The 23917-nt window shown below is 65.6% G+C and carries 23 protein-coding genes and 1 pseudogene; 13 read left to right on the plus strand and 11 right to left on the minus strand.

All coding sequences use genetic code 11. The features are described 5' to 3' along the window. The first annotated feature begins 156 nt into the window (after nt 1–156). The 3 genes from AC3A6B_RS10055 (at nt 157) to AC3A6B_RS10065 (ending at nt 2793) form a co-directional block, all read left to right on the plus strand. Complete coding sequence (locus tag AC3A6B_RS10055; RefSeq protein ID WP_487836569.1) at nt 157–480, plus strand: hypothetical protein; 324 nt, start codon at nt 157–159, stop codon at nt 478–480. A 284-nt stretch (nt 481–764) separates the two neighbouring features. Then, nucleotides 765–1619, plus strand: a complete 855-nt coding sequence (locus AC3A6B_RS10060; protein ID WP_487836570.1) for a methyltransferase, TIGR04325 family — start codon at nt 765–767, stop codon at nt 1617–1619. Nucleotides 1620–1632: 13 nt separating this feature from the next. Continuing rightward, nucleotides 1633–2793, plus strand: a complete 1161-nt coding sequence (locus AC3A6B_RS10065) for an SGNH/GDSL hydrolase family protein (protein WP_487836571.1) — start codon at nt 1633–1635, stop codon at nt 2791–2793. 568 nt (nt 2794–3361) lie between these two features. On the opposite strand, the gene AC3A6B_RS10070 is transcribed toward AC3A6B_RS10065, so the two are convergent. Further along, entirely contained in the window at nt 3362–4084 is a 723-nt protein-coding gene (locus tag AC3A6B_RS10070) for a haloacid dehalogenase type II (RefSeq protein ID WP_487836572.1), read from the minus strand. 500 nt (nt 4085–4584) lie between these two features. After that, nucleotides 4585–5697: a mandelate racemase/muconate lactonizing enzyme family protein gene (locus tag AC3A6B_RS10075; RefSeq protein WP_487836573.1), complete on the minus strand. Its 1113-nt coding sequence runs from the start codon at nt 5695–5697 to the stop codon at nt 4585–4587. Nucleotides 5698–5803: 106 nt separating this feature from the next. Here AC3A6B_RS10075 and AC3A6B_RS10080 point away from each other — a divergent pair, with 106 nt between their 5' ends. The 9 genes and pseudogenes from AC3A6B_RS10080 (at nt 5804) to AC3A6B_RS10120 (ending at nt 11595) form a co-directional block, all read left to right on the plus strand. Next, on the plus strand, nt 5804–6820 hold the full coding sequence (locus AC3A6B_RS10080; protein WP_487836574.1) for an enoyl-CoA hydratase/isomerase family protein: 1017 nt from the start codon (nt 5804–5806) through the stop codon (nt 6818–6820). A gap of 9 nt (nt 6821–6829) precedes the next feature. Further along, nucleotides 6830–8014, plus strand: a complete 1185-nt coding sequence (locus AC3A6B_RS10085) for an alpha/beta fold hydrolase (protein WP_487836575.1) — start codon at nt 6830–6832, stop codon at nt 8012–8014. 35 nt (nt 8015–8049) lie between these two features. Further along, nucleotides 8050–8451, plus strand: coding sequence for a cupin domain-containing protein (locus AC3A6B_RS10090; RefSeq protein WP_487836576.1), 402 nt, complete (start codon nt 8050–8052; stop codon nt 8449–8451). 297 nt (nt 8452–8748) lie between these two features. Continuing rightward, entirely contained in the window at nt 8749–9267 is a 519-nt protein-coding gene (locus AC3A6B_RS10095) for a hypothetical protein (RefSeq protein ID WP_487836577.1), read from the plus strand. Nucleotides 9268–9573: 306 nt separating this feature from the next. Further along, nucleotides 9574–10029: a hypothetical protein gene (locus AC3A6B_RS10100; protein WP_487836578.1), complete on the plus strand. Its 456-nt coding sequence runs from the start codon at nt 9574–9576 to the stop codon at nt 10027–10029. 280 nt (nt 10030–10309) lie between these two features. Beyond that, the gene (locus tag AC3A6B_RS10105; protein ID WP_487836579.1) at nt 10310–10501 is read left to right on the plus strand and encodes a hypothetical protein; all 192 of its coding nucleotides are present in this window, start codon (nt 10310–10312) and stop codon (nt 10499–10501) included. Nucleotides 10502–10684: 183 nt separating this feature from the next. Further along, nucleotides 10685–10969 (plus strand): annotated as a pseudogene (locus tag AC3A6B_RS10110) (SOS response-associated peptidase family protein); the annotation flags it as partial. A gap of 119 nt (nt 10970–11088) precedes the next feature. Beyond that, the gene (locus AC3A6B_RS10115) at nt 11089–11286 is read left to right on the plus strand and encodes a hypothetical protein (RefSeq protein ID WP_487836712.1); all 198 of its coding nucleotides are present in this window, start codon (nt 11089–11091) and stop codon (nt 11284–11286) included. A 9-nt stretch (nt 11287–11295) separates the two neighbouring features. Next, nucleotides 11296–11595: a hypothetical protein gene (locus tag AC3A6B_RS10120; RefSeq protein WP_487836580.1), complete on the plus strand. Its 300-nt coding sequence runs from the start codon at nt 11296–11298 to the stop codon at nt 11593–11595. A gap of 327 nt (nt 11596–11922) precedes the next feature. Here the strand turns inward: AC3A6B_RS10120 and AC3A6B_RS10125 are convergent, their stop codons facing one another. The 6 genes from AC3A6B_RS10125 to AC3A6B_RS10150 all read right to left on the minus strand — a co-directional run bounded on the left by AC3A6B_RS10125 (nt 11923) and on the right by AC3A6B_RS10150 (nt 17095). After that, entirely contained in the window at nt 11923–12189 is a 267-nt protein-coding gene (locus AC3A6B_RS10125) for a hypothetical protein (RefSeq protein WP_487836581.1), read from the minus strand. 291 nt (nt 12190–12480) lie between these two features. Next, entirely contained in the window at nt 12481–12702 is a 222-nt protein-coding gene (locus AC3A6B_RS10130) for a hypothetical protein (protein WP_487836582.1), read from the minus strand. A 206-nt stretch (nt 12703–12908) separates the two neighbouring features. After that, nucleotides 12909–13085 (minus strand): DUF3606 domain-containing protein, encoded by a 177-nt coding sequence (locus AC3A6B_RS10135; RefSeq protein WP_487836583.1) that lies wholly within the window; start codon nt 13083–13085, stop codon nt 12909–12911. Between the two features lie 993 nt (nt 13086–14078). Next, nucleotides 14079–14321, minus strand: a complete 243-nt coding sequence (locus AC3A6B_RS10140) for a hypothetical protein (RefSeq protein WP_487836584.1) — start codon at nt 14319–14321, stop codon at nt 14079–14081. Between the two features lie 286 nt (nt 14322–14607). After that, nucleotides 14608–15597 (minus strand): Bug family tripartite tricarboxylate transporter substrate binding protein, encoded by a 990-nt coding sequence (locus AC3A6B_RS10145; protein WP_487836585.1) that lies wholly within the window; start codon nt 15595–15597, stop codon nt 14608–14610. A gap of 34 nt (nt 15598–15631) precedes the next feature. Beyond that, nucleotides 15632–17095: an amidase gene (locus AC3A6B_RS10150; protein ID WP_487836586.1), complete on the minus strand. Its 1464-nt coding sequence runs from the start codon at nt 17093–17095 to the stop codon at nt 15632–15634. Between the two features lie 117 nt (nt 17096–17212). Here AC3A6B_RS10150 and AC3A6B_RS10155 point away from each other — a divergent pair, with 117 nt between their 5' ends. After that, on the plus strand, nt 17213–18124 hold the full coding sequence (locus tag AC3A6B_RS10155; RefSeq protein ID WP_487836587.1) for a LysR family transcriptional regulator: 912 nt from the start codon (nt 17213–17215) through the stop codon (nt 18122–18124). A 252-nt stretch (nt 18125–18376) separates the two neighbouring features. On the opposite strand, the gene AC3A6B_RS10160 is transcribed toward AC3A6B_RS10155, so the two are convergent. The 3 genes from AC3A6B_RS10160 to AC3A6B_RS10170 form a co-directional block, all read right to left on the minus strand. Continuing rightward, a complete protein-coding gene (locus AC3A6B_RS10160; RefSeq protein WP_487836588.1) occupies nt 18377–19411 on the minus strand; it encodes a nucleotidyl transferase AbiEii/AbiGii toxin family protein in 1035 nt (344 codons plus the stop codon). Further along, the gene (locus AC3A6B_RS10165; protein ID WP_487836589.1) at nt 19408–20121 is read right to left on the minus strand and encodes a DUF6088 family protein; all 714 of its coding nucleotides are present in this window, start codon (nt 20119–20121) and stop codon (nt 19408–19410) included. Before AC3A6B_RS10165 ends, AC3A6B_RS10160 begins: the two co-directional genes overlap by 4 nt. 358 nt (nt 20122–20479) lie before the next feature. Continuing rightward, on the minus strand, nt 20480–23911 hold the full coding sequence (locus tag AC3A6B_RS10170) for a DUF6519 domain-containing protein (RefSeq protein WP_487836590.1): 3432 nt from the start codon (nt 23909–23911) through the stop codon (nt 20480–20482). Between the last annotated feature and the right edge of the window lie 6 nt (nt 23912–23917).

Genomic DNA, 23917 nt, shown 5'->3' on the forward strand with positions numbered 1-23917 from the left:
GAAGGCGTCCGTTGGGCAGCGAGCTAGCGTAAAACTTCGCGCAGCAAGTAGCTCTTTGGTATTACATTCCGGTAGAATCGCACACTTCAAAACGCGCCCGGTCATACAACACACGACGGATGAAAGATGCGCCTCCGGCTTGTCCTTCTGCTCCTCATGGCGTCTGCCCTCTGGCAGGTCATCGTGATCGGTGGCCGAACCGGCACTTTTGGTGAACCGAAAGAGGTGGAACACGCGCTGCTCCATTGGCAGGGCTTGGCGCATCACCATCACCATGATGGGTCTGTCACGCTGGATGGCTCGGAAGAGTCGGTACAGCACGTCGTCATCGATGGCTTCCTCAACACTGCCGCCGTTTGGTTTGTCGCTCCGATCTTCTTTCCTCCTGGAAAGGCAGTGCGTCCCATCGTGGTCGATGAACTCGACGCACCATGGCCGGACCTCGCCGGCCCTAGAAGACCTCCCAAACGCACTACCTGAGAACGCTGCTGCGCACCTGCGCACGCGCAGGTAAGCCGTTTTCACGTTGACCGACGCATCGCGTCCGTGGGCTCACTCCCGCGGCGTGGCACCGCAGCGCCCCCGAGCAGGCCCGCAGCTCGGCGCGTGTCGTTCGGTCCAGTGATCGTGGAACACCCTGAAATTCGAGACCGGCATGTCTCAAGGCGCAGCCATCGTCTTCGGCGCGCGGTGCCAGCTTCTGGCTGAGGGAGCAATTCAGCTGCGCTCAGCGTTAGCAACGAAAGCAATCGAGGAGCCAAACAATGCCTTCCTTCAGCCCAGTTGACGTCGTCCGTCCCTTTCCTGACGAGCCCCGGGTACGACCTGCGCAACTGCAATGGCGACGCCGACAGTTCTTGTCCCGAGATGGAGACGGTGCCCACTTCGGGGTGTTCGACAGCTTCAAGGCTGCGCGCGCTTGGCTGCCCAACAGCCCGGATCTAGATGACTCTGCTTTGAGCGAGTACGTGGACGTGCGATCGAAGAAGGCGTTCCCTTATGACTATTCGTTCATGTGGTGGCTTGACCGCGCACTGCGCGACGGAGCGAGCAGCGTTCTGGATATCGGCGGCTCTGTCGGCCTTCACTACTATGCCAATTGCCGGTACTTCCGTATGCCAGATGCTCCGACATGGCGAGCGGTCGAGGTGCCGTCAACGGTTCTGACAGGCAAGCACCTGGCGGCGCGAAACGCCGCTTCAGCCCTGAGCTTGAGCGAGAGCCTCGATGAATCCATAGGAACTCCCTGCGAGGACGTCTGGATCTCCGTGGACGCCATTCACTACTTTGAAGACGCACGGCCCGATCAGCTTCTCAAGAAGTGCACACGTCGGCCGCAACACATCCTGTTGAGCCAGCTCCCCCTCTACAACGGAGAGGACTTTGTCACCATGCAAAAAATTGGTGAGGGTGCCTTCACTCCAGTGCATGTCTACAACCGCGCTCGGTTCATTCAGGACATCAAGGCGCTTGGATACACGCTCTGGGACAGATGGGCCGTACAGGACCGCTCCATGGACCTGCGTGGTTATCCCGACCGCTCATTTCCAAGTTTCACTGGCTTGTACTTCGTGGACAGCGCACGAATGTTCAAGCGATCCAAGCCGCTGCCTTCTTGATCGGCCTCATCGAATGCGCGCCGGGCTTCCAACCATCGTCGCTCTCGGCTTCCGCTCAACGATTGTCTTCATGGCGGCCAGTCCGAATCTCGAAGCGATGTTGGCGCGTGCGGTAGTGGTGCTGGCCGTGCTGGCCGTCGGCGTGGTGGCAGCTTGGAGCGACGGCGTGCCGCCCGTCGCGGCCGTGCCGTCTGCGTTGGCGAACACCATTCCGCTGGCTGTGCTCGGCGACTCCAACAGCCATTCCTACCAGGATCGCACGGCTTTTCCGCCCGGCACTCGCGAGCGCGGCGGCGCATTGCGCTCGCGCACGTTCCAGTGGACCGAGGTGCTGGCGCGATTGCGCGGCCACGAGATTGACATCGGTCCCTGGGTACTGTGGGGACAGCCCGGCTGGGTTGCCTTGGCGCGCGAGTCGATCGGCCTGCCGGCCTCTCGTGCGCCTCAAAAAGAGGACTACCTCTACAACTTCGCCAACTCGGGGGCCGCTTGCAAGAATTTGATGGGCGAGCGGTTTGGCCAGCGCTTCCGGCAGGCGCCGCGCCTGGTGGCGCTCATGAACCAGGAAGCCGAGCGCTGGCGCCGCGGCGTGGTGGTGATCAGCATCGGAGCCAACGACTGGAACGCCTGGCTTGACCTCCAATCGCGCGATCCCTCGGCGCCTGAGCTGCGCCGCACGATCGACTACTGCACACATCAGATCAGCGCCGCCATCTCGCTGATCCACGCCTCGCACCCATCGACGCGCATCCTGCTTGTGGGATTGCGCACTGGAGCCGACGACCCGGACAATTTCGACAAGTACCGCAGCAGCTTCGCCATGGCCAATATCAAGAAAGCCCTGGCCGGCGCCAATGCCGAACTGCGCAAGATCACTCTCGCCGATCCGCCACGGATCGCCTTCCTCGACGTCGAAGCCTGGTTCGTGCAGCGATGGGGCGAACGAGGCCCCAATGGAGAGCCCACCTACAAGACTGTCACCATCGCCCCCGACTTGCGCGTCACCAATTCAGCAGGTGACGAGCCCAACAATGCCGTGCTCAAGGACGGCCACGCTGGCGTGGCGGCGAACGCAATGCGGGCGCAATCGCTCGTCCTGCAACTGCACGAAGACTTCGGGCTCGCTTTGACGCCGATCAGTAATGAAGAGGTGGCCCGCCTCCTCGCCCCGTGAGCATTGCTTTTGCAGTTGCCTTCTCAATACTCTTCCGCTCGATCATTGGTTATGGCGAAAGATCGGTTCGCACGAGGCTGGACTTCGAATCGCTTGCTCGATTGGACCGAGTTTCCCAAGCGTCTTGCATTCGCCCCTCAAGCAGGCGAGAAAAACGACGTCATCGCGCGTTCTTCACCTTCGGCCCGGCGCTTCGCGCCCGGCTCGACTTCGCGCTCGCGAAGAACTACCCGGCCCGCAGTGAGTATGTCGGGGCCGTTTGACCGCGCAGAAGCATCGACCGCAAGCCTATGGTGACGTGGCCGCCGCGCCCAGACCAGCCAGGGCTTTGGTCAAGCCCTCGACAGACGGGCAGGCATCCGCTCCATGCCGTCTGGCGCGCCAGGCAGGGTCGTTGTAGCCGAACCAGGTCTGTTGATAGCATGCTGCCAGATCAAGCCTTGAGCGGAAGGTCGATCCCCACTGTTTGCTGGCACTCCGTGAATGCAAAGGCGGCGAAGGCGCATAGCGCACACGCGACAGCGACAGTGATGCGGACGAGTGTCATGTTTTCCCCCGCCTGGCCAATTTATCGGCCAATTTCCGGCTCGCCGAGCGCGCGCAACACGCTGCCAGACAAACCTTCGAACCCATCCTCCACAAAGTCGTAGTCCATGTTCGGATGCGGGTCCGGCGGTCCTTCGGGTCCCCATTCGTCGGGTCGCCTCACGAATGCGGTTCGATAGCCCGCCGCGCGGGCGGCGTTGAGGTCGAAGTTGTGGCACGCCACCATGAGGATCTCGGAAGGCGGGAGGGCCAGCCATCGCGCCGCCGTTTCATACGCCTCGGCGCGCGGCTTGTAGACGCCGATCATTTCGCACGAGATCACCGCATCCCAGGTCAGGGCGTTCCTGCGAGAAACATCGATCACCAACGACGTGGGCAACATCGTGAACGCCACGACGGGCAGGACCTGACGCAATGTCGCCATGGCAGCGGGGAAGTCGGGCCAGGCGTCCAGTTCGTGCCAGGCACGCCAGATGTCGTGTCGCTGCGCCGGTGTCAGTGCCTGCAGGTCGAAGTGACTCAATGACTCGTCGAGGGTCCGGCGATGCACATCGTCCATGTTGAAGGTCGGCCGGTTGAGCCCGACGATTGTGGCCATGGTGCGTCTGCGCCAGTCGTTGGCAATGGCATGCCAATCGACTGGCGAATCTTGTTGGCGAGCGACCCGGTGGAGCGCTCGCACGACACCGCTGTGCCAATCGAGCACGGTTCCTCCGGTATCGAAGGTGATGGCGCGAAGTCTCATGGTGCCTCGATGTCCTTGAAGGTTCGCACGGCCGCCGCGATCTTGCTTGTCGGATCAGTAGGTGCGCTGCCGAGTTCCTTACAGATACGCAGCCCATGCTCACAGTCAGAGCTTCCGCCCGCGCGGTTCAGGATCTGTTGGACGGCGCGCCGAGAAGCCAGCAGCACTATGCAAGTGGCGCTTAGGCGGCGAGCGCTCGACGTGAACTTGCTCGGCCACGATGTCTTCAGAGGCGCATGGTATTCACGCGACGCGCCTAGCGAACTTGATCACGTCGGTTCATCTACGCCAAAGACGTGGATCACACAGCACCGACATACTCGCCGCGCGCCGGGTAGTCGTTCTTGATGATGAAAAGAACACGCTGGACCGTTGCGTCGGGCCAAGGGTAGCGAGGCAGTCTGACCGGCTCTCACATCCCGCGGCCGACCCAAACGGTCATCGATGACGTCTTGTTGCGGACATGCCATGGCACACGTTTTCCTCCTAAGGGCCGGTGGTCAGCCGCATATAACGACGGGTGCGCCCAACCTGTATCGGTTCACCACATCCATGTCGGGTTCGAGACCCAGGCCCGGACCGTTCGGCACGGTGATCTTGCCCTGCTTTGCCCGAACGGCATCGTGATACGGGCTCGCTTCAAGGTCTCCGAAGAACAGCTCGAACGCGGTCGTTGGTGCCAAGGCTGCAGCCAGGTGCAGCGATGCGACGTAGCCCGGGCCGAAATAGAAACAGTGCGGCACATAGTCGACGCTGTGGGCCTTGGCCAGCGTTGCCGCCTCGACCACGGCGGAGATCCCGCCGAACTTGATCACGCTGGGCTGGCAGATGTCGATGGCACCAGCCTGCAGCATGGCATGGAGGTCATGGATGCTCGCCACGTTTTCTCCGGCCGCGATGGGCATGCAGGTGCTGGCACGTACCCGCGCAAGACCGGCATGATCCTCGGGCGGCCACACCGGTTCTTCCAACCAGGCTAGGCGCAGCGGCTCGAGCTCCCGAGCGCGGGCGATCGACTCCGACACCGTCCATGGACAATTGGTGTCGAGCGCAAGCCAGACGTCGGGGCCACACGCCGTTCGAGCGGCACGGATGGTGTCCATGCGCACCTCATGGAGTTTGAGGTGCAGGAAGCCTTGCGACAGGGCCCTCTCCGCCGCCGCAGCCACTAGTGCGGGCTCGGCATAGCGCAGCAAGCTCGCATAAGCCGTCAATTCTCGCGGCTGTCCGCCCAAGAGTGTGCAGATCGGCGCCGAGGCAATCTTGCCCGCAAGGTCCCACAACGCAATGTCGATGGCCGAGAGCGCATGAACTACCGCGCCGCTGCGGCCGTGGATGTGGAAGAGGCGGAACAACTCGGACATGAGAGCCGCACGTTCGGTCGGGTTGCGACCGATGAGCGCAGGCCCGACCAGCGTAGTCAACGCGGTGCAGGTCGTCGGACACGCAGGGTGGCCCCAGCCCTCACCCCAACCATCGAGACCGGCATCGCTGCACACACGCACGAATAGGCTGTCGACAGACGTCCAACTCATGCCCGCGAAAGCCGTTGGAGCGGCGCCCATGTCGAAAGGTACGCGGATCAGGTGGAGCTCGATACGGGTGATCTTCACGGCACACCTCCGCGTTGGGGACGCCCATGGTCGCACGCGCTCCTTGTCTTGACAACCGCAGACTTGGGCTGGCGCGAACGCCCTCGGCAACGGATAGCAAAACACCATGGATCAATCCCGCACGATGTTCGCCGACGCAGGCGAGATGGCCTTGGCTGGTATCGCCAGATCGAGCTATGCGCTGGCCCTCGCCCTCGCACTTGTCACATGTGGCATCGCGCATGCTCAAGCGCCCGCCGTGCCCAAGGCAAGCACGTCAAGTCCGAGATCTGCGGCGCCGACCAGCGCGCAGGTGGACTGGGCCGCCAAAGTGCGCATCACGAAGCGCACCGCGGCCTATTGGCGGGTCACGCTGGACAATCCTCCACTCAACATCATCGGTTCCAGTGTGGTCAAGGAACTCGCCGCTGTCCTCGATCAGATCGAGGCCGACCCGCAGGTCCAGGTGGTGGTCTTCGACAGCGCAGTGCCCGGCTACTTCTCCGCGCACTACGACCTGCTCTCGCCCCTCACCGATACCACGGGGCTGAGTCCCGGACCGACCGGTATGCCTGCTGTCCCGGACATCATCGCCCGCCTGAGCCGAATGCCCGTCGTCACGATCGCATCGGTGCGAGGAAGGGCGACCGGCATCGGCAGCGAAATCATTCTGGCGTGCGACATGCGCTACGCCAGCCGTGAGAAGGCAGTGCTTTCCCAGTTCGAGGTGGGCGCCGGATTTGTCGCCGGCGGCGCTCCCATGGCCCACCTGACACGGCTGGTTGGGCGCGGCCGAACGATGGAGATCATGGTCGGCGCGGACGACATCAACGGCGACATCGCCGAACGATACGGGTATGTGAACCGGTCGCTGCCCGACGCGAAGCTCGATTCGTTCGTGGACGAGCTGGCGATGCGCATCGCGTCCTTCGACCGCCAGGCCGTGATCGACACCAAGAAGCTGGTCAACGCCGCGAGCCTACCGACCGACGCGGAGCTGCAGGCAAGCTGGGAGGCATTCATTGCCTCGGTACAGCGGCCCGCCGCACAGGCCAGGCTGAAGGCCTTGATCGACAAGGGCCTGCAGCGTCCGAGCGATGCGGAGCGGCACCTGGGCGGCTACCTCGCCGAATACGGGAAGTGACACCCTCGCATGCGCATGCGCGTGCGCGTGCGCGTGCGGGCCGATTTGTATGCCAGTGTGTCAGAGCGGTGCGCGAATACAGCGGAATGCAAATCGGCCGTTGCTCGACACACCGCCGATACAAGCGCCTCCTTTAATCGACCCCATGGCCCGCCCTGTGGTGAGCGCCAAGCCGCCGGCTCCAGCTCCGTTGGTGCCCGAGCCCGTGTTCATCAAGAAAGGATTGTCCCGATGGCCCAGCTGACCGTTCAAAGGCTCTTCATGGTCGCCCTCCTGCTCGCAGTCGCCGTGTTGGCGTCATGCACGCACCTCGGCCATCGAAGCCTGCGGGAAGAGGTTGGCTTCCTCGAGATCGATTCGGGGATTCAACTCAGAAGGCTGGTCGTTCGAAGCACCAAGCCCAAGGGCAGCGTTCTTTTCCTGCACGGCTTTCCCGAAACCCTGTACGCCTGGAAGAACATCGCGCCCGCGCTCGCCGACGACTACGAAGTGCATGCTTTCGACTGGCCGGGCTTCGGACTCTCGACAAGGCCGCCGGCGGACAAGTTCTCCTACGCGCCCAGCGACTACGCGCGCGTTCTGAAGGCCTACATCAGGAAGGCGAACATCGACCCATCCACACTGACCATCTACGCCACCGACATCGGAGCCCTGCCTGCGCTTCTGCTCGCGCTCGAGGAGCCGGGCATCGCCAAGGCCATCATCGTGGGCGACTTCGCGCCGCTGAACAGGCCGCAGTACATGGTGGACAACCTGCAGGCGCTGAAGACGAAGCCCTCCTCGGACGCGGTGCGCGTCGCGTTGAACAAGAACCGGGACGAGATCCTGGAGAACGCGTTCAGACGGGGTTTGGCCAAGAACGAACAGTTCGAGCTTCCGCAGGAGTTGAAGGACGACATGCTCCGCGGCTGGAACCACGGCAGCCTCACCACTGCCGACGCCTTCTATCACTACTACGCCCACTTCACCCGCGACCAGGAGTACTTCGAAGCCAACCTTGGCAGGCTTCGGACCCCCGTCAGGATCGTGTGGGGGGAGAAGGACTTCTACATCAAGAAGGAAATGGGCCTCGAGCTCGCGCAGAAGGCCAAGCTGCAGATCACGGTACTCGCCAACATCGGGCACTACCCGCACCTTCAGGATCCCAGGCAGACCGTCAACGAAGTTCGCGCTTCCGCCCAGGGCGGCAGTTAGAGGACATTCTTCCAACATCACGAAAAGGAAACTCAATGAACACGATTCGAACCATGGTCGCAGCGATGCTGCTCGTCGGAGGCGGCTTGGCCGCACAGCTCGCACTCGCGCAGCCCACTGGGCTTGGACGGACCGACGTCCTGAAGCACGATCTCGACATCCCCGGACGCGAGGTCGTCCAGGTTCGGGTGGACTTCGGTCCCGGGGTGGTGGCACCGAGGCACTCGCATCCCGGCGTGGAAGTGGCATATGTTCTCGAAGGCACGATCGAGTATCAGATCGATGGCAAGCCGCCCGTGATTCTCAAGACAGGAGACGGCTTGTTCATTCCCAACGGCGCAGTTCACACGGCAAGAAATGTCGGCTCCGGCAAGGCGTCGGAACTCGCCACCTACATCGTCGAGAAAGGCAAGCCCGCGTTCGTACCCGCCCCGTGAGCATGGACCCCGCGCCTGCATCTCAGACCGGGGCACCCATACGCAGATCGCGAATCTGGTTCGGAAACTGCGCAGATGCCTTGCTGACACTGAAGGCGGGCGGGCCGAAAGCGTTCAGCCTGCGCGGGAAATCCTCTAAGGATGACGGATACCCATCCTATCGATCGCACCAGCACAGTTGCTCGCCACCAATCTGGCCACTGGCACGCGTCCCGCGTGCGACTCTCGCGGTGAGTCCGGACGCGGGCCGCCAATGTGTCGCAGGAGAGCACTCTTGCTTGTGCGACGGACCACGCGATGGGAATTCTTTCCAAGCTGTTTGGTGTCAAACAAAAGGCATGGACGCCCCGCGTCGTCGAAGAGATGGGCAGGCTTTCTGAAGCCTCTCGTATGGCGCTCGCCATGTCGCTGATGGAGGACCTTGGAGCGGGAAAAGTCGCAGGTAACGAACGGCTGCGCCTTGTCGACAAGGCTGGTTGCCAAGCGAGTCTTTTGTTCGACACAGGGCTAGCGCAAGAGCATGCCCACCTGGACGCCGATGCTGAATGGAGAGAGGTGATGGCGTGGATAGCGAGGAAGCCGCTCCTGCGACATCTGGTGGTCCAGACGCTGCGCGTCCTTCCAATAGTTCATCTGGCCGCGACGGCGCAGCCGTTGGACCCTCTGCCTGGAATACGGGTGCTGGAGCGTTTCGGGAAGGATGTCCCCGTGGCGCCAAGCCCGGGCTCATACGAGCGGCTGCTCAGGGAAGTGTTGGACGCAATGCCCGACGAGCTTCGGGCCCGGATGCTCAGCTGGATGCAGCAAACCGCGTAGGGAGTTCGAGAGAAGAGCGGCCTTGTAGGCGTGCTCGGTCTTCGTGGACCTCGCGCGCTTTCTCGTCCAGACGACCCACGGCCAATGAGTCGTCGCTCGCATCGTGCTGTGGAAAAGATGGTCGGCGCCGCACCAACATGGCTTGCTGCAGTGCATTGACCCGACGCACCAAAGCGTGCTGCTACTAATGAAGGAGGGGCTTTGTGCACTGCACCAAAATACGAAAGTCAAGGCCCTGTTTTCCCCTTGGCCGGTGCATGACTCTGTGGACAACTGACCGAACATCTCGCTGGAGCCGCATTCTGATTGGCTTTCATTGCAGTGCTCAACGAACGAGCAATCCTAGCCATCTCGACGCGAAAACGATGGAAGGGAGTTGACGATGAATCGAAATTTCACCGTTTGGTCGTCGCTGGCCTGTGTGCTCGCTGGCGTGCTGGCGTGCTGGCGTCGGTGCCGGCCTCGGCCCAGGTGGATTACCTGACGAATCACCTCGAGTCCCAGCGATGGAGCCGAAAGATGGACCACGACAACAGGATGCGCCGACAGAAGCAGGCGGCCGCCCCCAACGCGTCGACCGCTCCCGGCGCTGCCGACGTGCAGGCTGCCCGCCATGCCGCCGCCCGGCGGCTTGAGCCGGAATATCAGATGCGAGTGGCGCGCGACGGCAAGGCAAGCGCCGACCGGTGGTTGAGTGCAAGGGCACGCGCGCTGGGCGAGCGCGATGGGTCGATGGCACGAAGGGCCCTTCCTCGGCATTGACGCCGAAGCGTTCAATCCTCTCGGGGACCCGGCAGGTGCCTCCGGGCACAACGGCACACTCGCTGCGTGATCTTCGCCCTGCGAACAGGCTCGATCCGCATCATTTCTTGGTCGGTCTCCAGATCGAAGAGCTGGGCCAGCTTCTCGTCGAACACCAAATATCCGTCCACCCCCACATGTAAAGGGGGTGACCTGGCTTGAGCAGCGCACTCAAACGGCGGCGGCGGTTAGCGGTACAGAATACTGGATAAGCATACAGTCTTTTGCTATGCTTCCAACCATGGACGAGACGCCTTCTGACCTCTGGATTGCCGCTTGCGCGCACCGGCTTCAGCAGCGCTGGCGGACCGTCGACCCGCTGGAGCTCGAAGAGGTGGCCGCCGAGCTCTGGCGCGACGAGCGGCTGCGGGCCATGGCGCCGGGCGATGCCGCGGTGGCCTGGCTAGGCCCGGTGACGCCTCTGCCGTTCTGATTGCTACATTCGGCCACGTGCAACAAGTACCTGTCCCCGGAGGCCGCTGAATCGAGCGCTTCTGGCACGTCGGGGCGCGCAACCCGCCACCTTGGCAGCGGGAAATCTTTCCGCGCGCGCCCGGCCCCTTCATCCGCCGCCGCGCGACGCCGCGGACTACGAGCGCGAGTTGGTGATCGGGCAGTGGGGACTGATCCCCTGGTTCGCCAAGGAGCCCAAGCTCAAGTCCCGACGAACAACGCCCGCAGTGAGGAACTGGCGGAGAAGGCCAGCTACAAGGACCCCTGGAAGCGCGGCCAGCGCTGCATCATTCCGGCCATGAGCTTCGACGAGCCGTATTGGGGGGCCGTTCGAGCATCCGTTTTCAAGGTGCGAGTGGTGGCGCTTCTGGCGCGCGGACGGAGCGCCCTGGGGCCTGGCCGGCTCTGGAACGTCTGGGTCGACAAGGCCACCGGCGACGAGTTCGAGAGCTACACGATGTTGACGCTTAACGCGGACGCGCACCCGCTCATGGGTCGCATGCACAAGCCCGAGCTGGACCGAAGACGAAGGAGAAGCTGCCGCTCGCGCTGCAGGACAAGCGCAGCGTGGTCCCGATCGAGGCAGCAGACTTCGATCAGTGGCTGGAGAGCACGGTCGAGCAGGCGCAGCTGCTCCTCAAGCTGGCACCGGCTGAGATCTTCGAGGCCGCCCCGGCGCCGCCCGATCCGCCTCGGGCGCCGAAGCCCAAGCCGGAGCGCGCTCAGTCGAAGACTCTGCCGCCGGCAGACGCTTCGCTCTTCTAAAGGCCACCCATGACGATGATCCTGCACGTGGAACGCGCAAACCACGGGCAGCTGGAGCGCGGTCTGGCCGCCGCGCGCGCAGTGTTCAAGGCGGCCGACGTCTCCCCCTGGGCCGCGGCGGCGGCGCATCACGCGCGCGAGGGCTGGGATGTTGGCGGGTTCGCCGACGAGCTCGAACCGACGCCCGAGCAGCACGCGGCCGCCGCGGTCCTGGACGATGCCAGGGCGGCCGCCATCGAAGCCTGCTGTGCAGGATGGTCAGTGGAGCTGCCGGACGGGGACCTGAGCATTTCGCCGCCAAGATCCTGAGTCCACTAAGCCACCGGGGTCGGCGATCTTTCCTTCGTCAAGCGACGGCGCCGGCCGACGGAAGGGGCAATGCACGCGCCCAGCATTAACTTCTATGCGCCGCGCTCGCTTTCTTGCTCTGACAGTTGAGCTGCTCCGATCTGGAGCATTCCAATGGGTGCTGTTCGAATCCTTCGATGACCTGCCAGGCTTTGAGCCATTCGCGCGATCGGACCTCAGCTTCACGACTTACCAGAGCGCTTGGGACGCCGGGTGCGAGGCGCTTCAATCCCTCATGGCCGAGCCAACGTTGGACCTACTCGACGACGACGACCTTGGCTGAGCAGCTCAGTCGCCTTGCGAAGAAGCGCCTGATTGTTGTTCTCGAATCAGGAAGTCTTCGATCCAGGCGCGCGCCTTGGTGGCAAGCAGCTTTCTCGCCCTGACCTCTTCAGCTACGCCGCCAACTCCGACGCGGAACATCACTCTCCCGGACCGCATCACGTCGGCAAAAAAGTAAATGCTTCCGCCCACGGGCTCAGACCCCACCTCGATGGTCCAATCGGGTGGAGCGGCCGGCGGATCGGTTTGCTCGCGCGCGGGTGAAATGTTCATCGGGAGTCAAAAGTCGCACTTCTGCAATCCAGTATTGCGCCGCTCCCGATCGAATGCAACGGGAGCAATGTCATGGTCAGAACATGATTTAGTGAATCCACGATTGAGCAGACACTGGATCGGTTGAGGCAAAAACCTCAGTCCAGCCGTGGAACTCCGCGCCTGGATTGCAGGTGCACGGTGCTGCCGCGCCCCCGCAGTTGCAACCGCCCTCGGTGATCACCGATGGTCGGTCCGTGTGGTTCTCGCAGACCCAGCCAGACCCGAGGCAATGGACGCAATTCAGCGAGCTCATGTCTCGTTGGGGCGCGAGGTCTCGCGATCCTCAACCCAGTGAGTGCCCTCGCCATAGGTCTCATTGCCGGCAGCCATCATCTGCTCAAGCGTTCGACGGCTTTCGGGCGTATCGGGGTACCACAGCCTACCGCCAGGATGCACCGGCACCCCTTTGACGGTGAGCTGCTCGTCGTCCCTTGCAATGTCGTCGGACCAGTTTAGGCGGATCTCTTTCACCTTGATCTCCTGCTCAGGGGAGTGATCGAGCTCATGTCGCGCTTGTGCGTGTTCGCGAGGCTCTCCCGGTAGGCCTAGCGTTTGGAGTGGTGTTCCGAGGCGCCCGTCTCGCAGGCTTCGGGCCGCCGAGCGCGCGAAGCGACTGGATCAGCTTCTCGTCGGCAGCGTCGGAACTGGCGTCGCGGTGTTTGGTAGGCATGACCGCCTCACAACTTCAGGTACTGGCGCACGTTCTCGACCTGGTCACCGACGGCCGCCACTGCCTGGCGCAGTTCGTCTGGCGTGACGCCGAGCACCGCCGCCCAATCCCTTACCTTGTACTCTTCGTTCACGTTGATCCGCTTGCGGTCCTGGCCGCCCACCTTCGTCTTGTCGTCTGCCATGTCGCGCTCCTTTCGTCGATCACGAAGGGATTGGCACATTTCGCTCGCAGCGCTCCTGTAGGTCAGCTTTGCGCCTGCCTGCCAGCCAGCGGCTTTGCAAGCTGGCGGGAAGCCAGATTTGGCGCTGCACAGGAGTAGCGGGGTCACTACCATTTCGGAATGCCCTCAAACTCGCCGCCGGCTTCCGTTTGGCGCCGCTACTGGCTGCCGAGCGCATGTCTGCAGAAGGCTGAGGCCGGAGCAACGCAGGCGCAGGTCATAGAAATTGCACGGGCGAACACCGCTTGGCTCGCGAGATGGTTGCCGATTTATCTGCTGCGGTGGGCCCTGCTTTTCGTGGCATGCGAGGTCGTCTTTGAGCTCCTGGGCGACTTGGCCCGCCTGCTCCCTGTGAATGGCATCAGGGCATTGCTTCTGTTCGTAATTGGCAGGCTCGCAGGACAACTCTTCCTCGCTCACAGCGGACTGCGGAAGCATTGACGCCGACCTGACCTGTGTAGGTGCCGGCGTGGTAGCGACGTTTTGTATACCCGGCCCCGCCGACCTAAACTTGTTTGAGCTGCTACCACCCGCAGCTGACCTCATGAAATGGCGCTCCGACCCGGAGGCTGCGGCTCATGGATCCTCCAGGAGCCGCGCCTGGACAGCTCGCTCCATGAGAGGAAATTCGACTACCGAGGCATGATGATCACCATCGAGCTGACAGGTGATGGTGACCAGATCTCTGCCCACGCTGATGTGCACAGACATGGGCAATTCGCAGGCCGTGTCGATTGACCGCGAGCCAAGCGGAGCGGCAGATTTTTTTCGACAAGCTCGATCGCAAGGCGAAAGAGCTCGCCGACGGACTCTTGGCCGCCAGCCAACTGGCTGGGACGGGCGCCTCCGAACGCTAGCTGCTTCTGCGGAATAGATTTCGAGCTAAGTGATTGATTTCATTGGAAACCACGGAGGGTCTGCCATTGAGCACAACCGTCCCGCGTGGAACGAGAGTCACTTTCTCGGCATCCTTTTCCTTCTTTCCGTCCTGGACGAGAACAGCAACAACGTCCGGGAACACGGCACCTGCCGCAACATTGCCTCGTCGTAGGTCAGGCGAAAACTTCGCGGCTCTGCGCCGCTGTAGATCAGCGTCTCCCCGGTAGCTACACCGTCGCCTACAGCAGTGTTGCGTAGCACCCAGGACCACGGCGCATCGGCCGCCACCGTCCCTGCGTCAAAAAGCGCATCTGGCATGACAAGTCTTCTTTGGTTAACAGCCGCGTTGGGCTGCATTCTTCTCGCGCACCGCCCGCGATTTGCGCCCCTCATGCGCCGCCCCCGCAGCCGCTTAGAGAGTGATTTCTTGGCCGTTTCGGACGGCGCCGTGATTCCAAATTGTGTTCCCTTCAATGCGCCACCAGATTTCACCGGCGCCGCTTGGGATCGGCGTTCCAACGCGCCCACCCCTCGGTATGGACACCCTCTGAATTTTGAGACTGCTCATGGGGCCCGCGCTTAGTTCGCTTTCGGCGGCGTTCGATCAATCCGCCTTGATGTCCGAGCGCGCGGCCGCGGCCCGCATCCGGGGCAGCTCCGTCTCGATGCGCGCCTTCAGGGCCGCGCCGTTGCCGTAGGCGTGGGTCAGGCCCAGCTCGGCCAGCTTCTTCTTCATCTCCGGCGTGTTCGCGACCTCGGCCAGGGCCTTCTCGAGCTTCTGCTGCACCGCGGGCGGCAGGCCGGCCGGACCGAGCAGGGCGAACCAGGTGCCCATCTCGAAGCCGGGATAGCCGCTCTCGGCCACCGTCGGCACCTGCGGCAGCAACGGCAGGCGCTGCGCCGAGAGCACGGCGATCGGCTTGATCCTGCCGGCCTTGATCAGCGGCGCCGTGGCCACCACGGTGTCGACCGCCACCTGCACCTGGCCGCCCATCAGCGCGGTGAGGCTGGGCGAGCTGCCGTTGAAGGGCACGTGCACCATGCGGATGCCGGTCGCCGACTTGAGCATCTCGCCGCCGAAGTGCACCGAGGAGCCGGTGCCGAAGGAGCCGTAGGACAGCTTGTCCGGGTCGGCCTTGGCCTGCGCGACGATGTCCTTGAGGGTGCTGCCCGACGTGGCCTGGCCGGCCACCAGGATCAGCCCCATGTCGGCCACCATGCCGATCGGCGTGAAGCTGCGCAGCGGGTCGTAGGGCAGGGAGGGGCGGATCGCCGGGTTAAGGGTGAGCGTGGTGCTGGCGCCCAGCAGCAGCGTGTAGCCGTCCGGCGGCGCCTTGGCGACGAGAGAGGCGGCGATCACCGTGCCGGCGCCGGGCTTGTTCTCCACCACCACCGGCTGGCCCAGCTTCGCGCCGAGCCCGGTCGCCAGCAGGCGGCCCAGCACATCGGTGGCGCCGCCGGGCGCGAAGGGGATCAGCAGCTTGACCGGCCGCGACGGGTAGTCGGCCTGGGCGAAGCTGCCGGTGGAGGCGGCGGCCAGCGTGCAGGCCGCCAGAAGGCAACGGAGGAAATGACGCAAGGATTCTTGGCTCATGGCGAGTTCCTGTCGATGAAAAAACGAGGTGCCTTCAGCCCAGCAGCGGGCTGGCCGCACGCGCATGGCCGCTGGCCTGGTCGTAGGCATGGCCGATCTGCAGCACGGCCCAGTCGGCCTGGGCCGGGCCGATGATCTGGATGCCCGCAGGCAGGCCGCCGGGACCGAAGCCGGCGGGCGCGGCCAGGGCCGGCAGCCCGGCCATGGTGGCGGGCACCACCGTCTGCATCCAGCGGTGGTAGGTGTCCATCGCGCGCCCGTCGATGGCATGCGGCCAGTCCAGGCCGGCATCGAAGGGGAAGACCTGGGCGGCGGGCATCACCAGGAAATCGAAGCGCTCGAACAGGCCGCGCAGCGCCTGGTACCAGGCCGAGCGTGTGCGGGCGGCATGGTAGACCTGCTGGCCCGACAGCCGCAGGCCGCGCTCGATCTCCCACACCGCCTCGGGCTTGAGCAGGGCGCGCTTGGCCGGGTCCTCGTAGAGCGCCGCGTTGGCGCCGGTGAAGCTGAAGCTGCGCAGGTCGATCCAGGCGCGCCACAGGGCCTCGAGGTCGAAGTCCGGGCGTACCGGCTCGACCGTGCAGCCGACGGTCTGGAAATGGCGCAGCGTGTGCGCGCAGGTGTCCAGCAGGCCGGGCTCGGTCGGCAGGTGCCCGCCCAGGTCGCCGAGCCAGCCGATGCGGGTGCCGCTGAAATCGCGCTCCAGGGCCTGGGTGAACACGGTGGGGTCGTCCTGCCGGCGGGTGAGCGGCAGGCGGGGGTCGAAGCCGGCCTGCACGGCCAGCAGCAGCGCCAGGTCCGGGATGTTGCGCGCCATCGGGCCGGCGACGCTGAACTGCTGGAAGAAGAGCTCGTCGGTCGGGCCGTGCGGCACGCAGCCGACCGAGGTGCGCAGGCCGTAGACGTTGTTGAAGGCGGCGGGCGTGCGCAGCGAGCCCATCATGTCCGAGCCGTCGGCCAGCGGCAGCATGCGCAGCGCCACGGCCACGCCGGCGCCGCCGCTGCTGCCCCCGGCGGAGCGCGCCGGGTCGAAGGCATTGCGGGTGGTGCCGTAGACCGGGTTGTAGGTGTGGCCGCCGAGGCCGAACTCGGGCGTGTTGCTGCGGCCGACGAAAATCGCGCCGCCGCGGCGCATGCGCTCGAACACCACGGCGTCGGTGCCCGAGACCTGCCCCTCGAAGATCGGCGAGCCGCGCGTCGTGACCATGCCGGCCACCGGCATGATGTCCTTGGGCGCCTGCGGGAAGCCGTGCAGCGGGCCCAGCGACTCGCCGCGCGCGAGCTGCGCGTCGCGTTCGGCGGCCTGCAGGCGCAGCGCCTCGGGATCCTGCCGCGCGACCAGGGCGTTGACCACCGGGTTGAGGCGGTCGATCTGCGCGAGGTAGGCGTCCAGCACCTCGGCGCAGGACAGCGCGCGGGCGTGGATGGCACGGGACAGGGCCGTGGCGTCGAGCGCCACGATGTCGGCGTCGTTCTGCGCGGCGGGTTTCAGGGACATGGGTGTGACAGCAAGAGGGCGAGGCAACGGCGCAGGATAGGCAAGGCCGCCCTTGAGCACAATCGCGATTTTTTCCAGCTATCTTTGCGTTTCACGCAAACCGGAGCCGCCGTGCCGATGCTGTCCCACCGCCTGCAGGAGACCTCGCTGCGCTACTTCCTCGAGGTGGTGCGCTGCGGCTCCCTCACCGAGGCGGCGGTGCGCCTGAACGTGAGCGCCTCGGCCATCAGCCGCCAGGTCGCGATGCTGGAGGCGGTGCTCGGGGTGCCGCTGTTCGACCGCCGTCCGCGCGGCATGGTGCCGAGCGCCGCCGGCGAGCTGCTGGCCGCGCACGCGCGGCGCGTGGCTCTGGAGGCAGACCGGGTGGTGTCGGACATCCAAGGCCTGCAGGGGCTGCGCCGCGGGCGTGTGCGCCTGGCCAGCTCCGCGGGCTTCGCCATCGAGTTCCTGCCGCGCGTGATCGCGGCCTTCCGCGAGCGCTACCCGGGCATCCAGTTCCACCTGCGGGTGGCCGCGCCGACGGAGGTGACCACGGCCGTGCTGCACGGCGACGCCGACATCGGGCTGACCTACAGCCGCACGGCCGAGCAGGGCATCCGCGTCGAGCACCGGCAGCCGGCCGCGGTGCTGGCCATCATGCGGCCCGACCACCCGCTCGCGCGGCTGCGCAGCGTGACGCTGGCGCAGATGCGGGCCTACCCGATCGCGCTGCCCGAGACCGACAACACGGTGCGCCAACTCTTCGACATCGGCTGCAGCGAGCGCCGCATGGTGTTCGAGCCGGTGCTGGTGAGCAACCATTTCGAGACGCTCACCAGCTTCGTGCTGTACGGCGGCGGCCTTTCGATCTCGGGCGAGGTCACGGTGCGGGAGCGGGTGCGGCGCGGCGAGCTGCATGCCGCCGAGATCCGCGAGCGCGGCATGCGCGGCCGCGCGATCGAGCTGCAGACCCTGCACGGCCGCACGCTGCCCGAGGTGGTGCGGACCTTCCTCGGTTTCCTGCGCGAGCAGCTGCCGGCGCCAGCCTGAGCGCGCGCCGCAGGCTTCAGACGACGAGCGCATCGCCGACTACTTCAGCCTGACGGGGGTCAGATCGACACGCTTGAAGCTCCCGATCGTGTGCGCAAGGGCATGGGCAGCTATAGGACAAGCCTTGTTATGTCAAATCCATTCTCCAACGCCCGGCCTGCCACGCCCGTGGGTCGCGGGGCGTGGGTTCCACCCGCCAACATCTAAGGAGAACGAGACTCTCGAGTCAGGCGGCGACAAGAGGGGGAAAGCTCACCTGTTCACCCGGCGCTCGAGCTCTTCGATGCTTGCAAGCACGGCATCGAGTGGCGGCACGTCGCCGAAGATCATTCCCGCCATGGCCACATAGTCGGCGCTCAGCGCGTCGCGCATGGCGGGCGTGGGTGTCAGCGTGAATGTGCCATGTGCAGCGGTCGTCAGGCCGAGGTCGGCACTGCCGAAGAAGAGCCGCGCATGTGTCGCGCAGTTCGCGGCGAGAGCACGATTGCCGAGCCACTGCGCTGCGCGTTCGTTGCGCAGGAGCTGGTGGGCGTCGTAGTAGTGACGCGAGACCCGCTGGCCGCCATGGCGCAGGACACCACGCCGGTCATGCCACTGCCGCAGGCCGTGGAGGATGATGATCTTGTCCCAGAACGTGCGCTCAGCCTCGACGGTGATGACGTTGTCAACGCGAAGATTTAGATCGGGAAGATCGGCCGCGATATACGGCGTCACTGAAGCGGACGTATGCGGATCGAGGGCCGACTTCGCTCCCGCTTCGATCTTTACGGCGGATCGGATGTAGTCGTCTGTTCGTGTCGTCGCCGCCGGATACCAGAGCAACAAGGTCTGTCCATCCGCATCGTCCGGATCGCGCTCCAGTTTCATGCGGCCCTTGCCAACGGCATCGACACACTTCGCAAGCTGGCTTGTCAGCGAACCGTTGATGAATGCCTGACAGGCCTCGCGGATTGCATCGAGCCTCTTGCGCTGCTGCTTGCCGCTGAGCGCGTCAAGCTCGGCGGGCTCGACGGCCTGCCCGATGTCTTCCCGGAACACCGTGATGTCGATGTCCTCGGAGAAGCGGGGGATGAGGTCAAAGGCCTTCGAGAGCGATGTCCCGCCCTTGAAGAGCAGACGGGGGCTTCCGGCCTCAAGGCCGTTGAACAAGGCGTCGAGCGTCCAGCACACCCAGAAGTCCTTCTCGACGTTCTGCACCGCTGTGCCGAGGCGCGCAGCGGTTTCCACGAAAAGCGCGCCTCTGTCGGCATCGCTCGATGCGATCACATCGTCATAGGCCGTGTTCATCGCGGCACCGCCGGGGTGCTGGCGGGCGAGGGCTTTCGCCGTGAGGCGGCCTTTGTCGGATCAGGTGAATCAGCAGGAGGCATCGGGTCGAAGTCCGGAATGGTCCGCAGGAAGCTTTGCATCCATGCGGGCAGGACGCTGAAGCCTTGCTTCAAATCACTGCGGATGCTTTCACCGTGCTTGGGATCGCTTAGAAGGCGCGCCAGCGTCTTTCTGATGCGGTCGCCGTCTCCGGGCAGCGTGTCCTTGAGCCAGTGCAGGGCCTGGACGACCCGCATGGCGGGTCTGCCTGCCCAATAGAGGCGGCTTGGCGCGGTCGGCTTGAACTCGATGGTGAGCTTGTCGAGGTGGATCGAACGGGGCTGCGTGTCTGTGTAGATCGTGACGCGTGCCGGAACCGCATCGGTCAGGCCGAGGTCGTTGGCTGCCGTCATCCCATCGACGAGGATGCGGGCTTGGTCGCGACGCGCGAGCGCATCGACGACCGCACGATAGTCCGGTGAGGCTGGACGCTTGGTGAGACTGTTGAGGGCAGGGCGGTCGTACAAGCCGCGGTCGATCCGGCGCAACGCGCCACGTGCGACCATGCGTTGCAGCGTCTTGTCGATGGCGGCGCGCGTTCCCAACGCGGCGAAGTCAGCGGGGACCCAGACATAGCCAGGCGCGGCGGCGTCGAGCATGGCTGTGATGCGATCTACGGTGTCGGACATTTGAATCCCTTGTCCGAAATTTATATATAAACTTCGGACAAATAGCAAGCCAGAAGAACCACAGCGCGTCCGAACTTTATATATAAATTTCGGACAACTGGACCTATTGTCCTGGGACCCTCACTATAGCTAGCGTCTTCGCTTCGTTCCGCCGCTTATCTAGCGTCAGCCGGGACGATCGGGGCGAGCCACCTTGATTTGCAGACAGTTGGGTAGTCGGTAAGGCGCAGGGGCTAGACGAAACTCGACGGGTTCGAGTGCGTTCTGCACTGTCCTCTGTAAGGCCGGTTGTCAAACGTTCAAAAGACGGTGCGCAGCGCATCTGACGCTCCTTGAAAGGCGCGGCTGCTCGGCCCCGCTACGACACCGACTGCGGAATCGTGAACACCATGTTTGCCGCGCCGCGGAATTCGCCCTTCGTCACAAGGAACCACAGCGTCGCGTGGTCGCCGAACAGCTCGCCAACGTTGCCGCTCGCGGCGGCGCGGCGCGCGACCATCATGCCGTAGGTGTTGGCGCGCGTTTCAGCGGCGGTGAAGTGGTTGCCGGTGACGCTCATGAAGTTGCCGGCGCAAACCACCATGTCGGCCGTAAAGGTGTTGCCCGTCAGCACCACGGTCTGGAACAGGCCCCGTGCCTGTCTGACGGTCAGCATCTTGATGGTTTCCGCGCCTAGCGCCAGCCGCGTCACCAGGTTGTGCGCGAAGACCAGTTGGCCGGTGCCGGGTTGGACCTCGAACTCGCCGGGCTGCAGTGCGCGCAGCAGCGCTTCGCGCGGCACCTCGGGGTCGGGGATGCCGTAGAAAGCCACGTCGCCCGCGAACTGGCAGTGCGTGATTTCGCAGACGCTGGTGATCTCCTGGAACACGGCCGCGGCACGTATCGCCGCCGGCAGCGTGCAGCCGCGCATGCGCAGCACGCGCGCGTTGCCCACGGCCAGCCAGGGCAGCTGGCTGTCGTTCCTGCCGGCCACGTGCACGCCGTCGAGTTCGACCTGGGCGTTGTTGTTCAGCGCGATCAGCGCGCGGCCGCTCAGCGTCAGCTGCAGGTCGCGCAGTTCCAGCGCGTCCAGGCCGGCCAGGGCGATCGGGCCGGCAGCCGCGATCGCCGCCGTAGGCCCGCAGCCGTGCAGCGATAGGCGCCGCGCGGGTCGCGTGTTCGCGGCGTCCAGCTGCAGGCCGGCCTCCAGACGGTGCTGGCCTGGCAGGAAGCAGATGCACAGCGAGGGGCGCGCAGCCAGAAGCTTCTCCAGCAGTTCGCTACTCAGTTCAGGGAAGTTGCCGCCCTCGCCGATGGTGATCTCGCAGCTGCCACCCCCATCGCTGGTGGTCGGTGTCGTGGCCGTGGCCGCGAACACCAGCACCTGCTCGGACACGGGGCTGCCGCCGCTGGTCAGCAGATGCGCGCGCACGCGCTGGTGCTGCGGCGTGCCCAACTGCCATGGGCATTCGGCCAGCCCCTGGGCGTTGCAGCTAGCGTCGAAGGCGTCGGCCGGTGGACTGCCCACGCTGCCGGCCCCGACCTCCACGGTGAAGCGCACGCGCGCGCCGGGCACCGGCAGTGCGCCGCGCATGACGCGCACGCGCAGCGGCTCGGGCAACGCGCCGCCGGGCGTGGTGTCCTGGCCGTCGCCCCCCACATAGAGCAGTTGCGTCATTCCGGTGAGCGGCGGGAACAGGTCGCGGCAGTCGGTGATGGCCGTGACCAGGCCGTTGGCATCCACCGTCACCAGGCCCAGGCGGGCCCATCCGTCGCGCACGCCGGCCGGCGGCTCGGCGACGGGGTCGCCGTCGCCGTCGCGCGGCCATTCCACGTCGGCCGTGACGGTGCGCGCCGGGATCTGCCAATAGTCGCCCGGGCGGTAGCTGCCGCCGGGCGCAAAGCGGATCTGCACGCCGTCCTCCAGCGTGATCCAGTCGCCTTCCTCCACCGCCAGCGCGTTCTCGCCGACCGTGGCCGATGTGTGGTCCCAGCGCCGCAGTACCGGATGGCGCGCCGGGTCCTGGCCCAGCGTGCCGGCGGGCACGCCGGCCAGCACCAGTTCCAGCGCATCGTTGCCATCGTGCAGGTACTCGAAGAGCTGGCCGGCGCGGCCCTGCAACTCGGCCTCGTCGTCGACCAGTTCCACGCGGTCGTGCAGGGCCAGGTCCAGGTTGGCGTCGCGGCCGCGCGCGGCCAGACGCACCGTGGTGCGGTTGGCGGCGGTGTCGATGCTGACTTCCTGCACCGCGTAGGCGACCGAACCGTTCTCGCGCGACCACTTGAAGCTGGCTGCGCCGCTCACGTCCACGGCATGGATCTCCACGCGGTAGAGCTGGTTCTCCAGCCGCCGGTAACCGGCGCTGGCGGCGATCTCGCAGACGCCGGTCGCGGCCAGCTCAGGCTCGGCGCGGGCGGCCATGCGGGCGGCGGGCGGCGCGGTCAGAGCGTTCCAGGCGGCCACGTCGGCGCCGCAGTGCCAGGCGGCGTCGTTGGGCGCGGCCGGCAGGGCGAGCGCGCGCACCTGTACCACCTGCTGCGCGCGCGTGGCCGTGTCGGGCCCGCCCAGCGCCACCTCGCGGATGCCGGGGGCCTCCAGCGCGCTCACATGGCGTTGCCAGGCGCGCAGGTAGACGAGGTGCGTGCCAGCCGCGAGCCGAAACGGCACGCCGCCGTCGGGCTGGTTGGCCAGCGAGGCGGCCTGCTCCCATTCGCACAGCTGGCCCTGCGCGTAGTAGCGGCCCGCGCCGATGCGCAGGCTGGCCGCCGGTAATGCCGCGGGCGCGCCGGCGCCGGTGGCGGCCACGCGCCAGGCCTGGCCGCCACCGACCAGCCACGGCGCCTCGGTGCCGGCCACTGCAAGTCCGGCCAGCGCCGGGCTTCCGGCCACGGGCTGCGCGCTCCAGGTGTTGCCGCCGTTGGTCGTGGCCAGCAGCGTGCCGCCGTCACCGGCGATCCAGCCGTTGTTGGCGTCGCGAAAATGCACGGCGCGCAGCCTGGCGGTGCTGCCGCTGGTGGAGGCCGTCCAGGTGGCGCCGCCGTCGTTGCTGCGCAGCACGGTGCCGCCATCGCCTACCGCCCAGGCCTGGCCGCCGGTCAGCGACACCGCGCGCAGCGTGGCGGTGCTGCCGCCATCCACGCGGCTCCAGGCCGCGCCGCCGTCGGTCGTACGCACGATGGCGCCGCCCGGCCCCACGGCCAGGCCGTCCTGCGCGCTGGCGAAGGCCACGGCGTACAGCCGGTCCACGCCGCCGGCGTGGCGCGTCCAGTTGGCGCCGCCGTCCACGGTGCGCAGCACCAGGCCGCCGTCGCCCACGGCCCAGGCGTGCTGTGCATCGAACACCGCCGCGCCGCGCAGCGTCTGCAGGCTGCCGGCGTTCTGCACGGTCCAACTGCTGCCCGCGTTGTTGGTGCGCAGCACGGTGCCGCCGTCGCCCACGGCCCAGCCGGTGTTGGCGGCGCGTCCGATGGCGCGCAGGTGCCGCGTGCTGCCGGTGCTGGCGAGGGTCCAGGCCGCACCACCGTTGGTGCTGACCAGCAGCGCGCCGTCCTCGCCGGCGATCCAGACGCTGTTGGCATCCGCCGCGTGCACCGCCAGCGCGCCCATGCCGGCCGACAGCGCGAAGCCGGCGTTCTCGGCCGGCGCGCCGCTGACACCGATCACATCCTCGGCCAGCCGCTCGGCGCGGTGGCGCGTGATGTCGCCCTGCTCGTTGAAATCCGCATCGGTGATCACGCGGCCTTGCTGCATGCGCACGGCGGTGTAGTGCGCGCCGGGCTCGAAGGTCTCGCGCGAGAGATCGGCTTTCATGGTGTC

It is taken from the genome of Variovorax sp. Soil_C_33 (genome assembly GCF_057656935.1).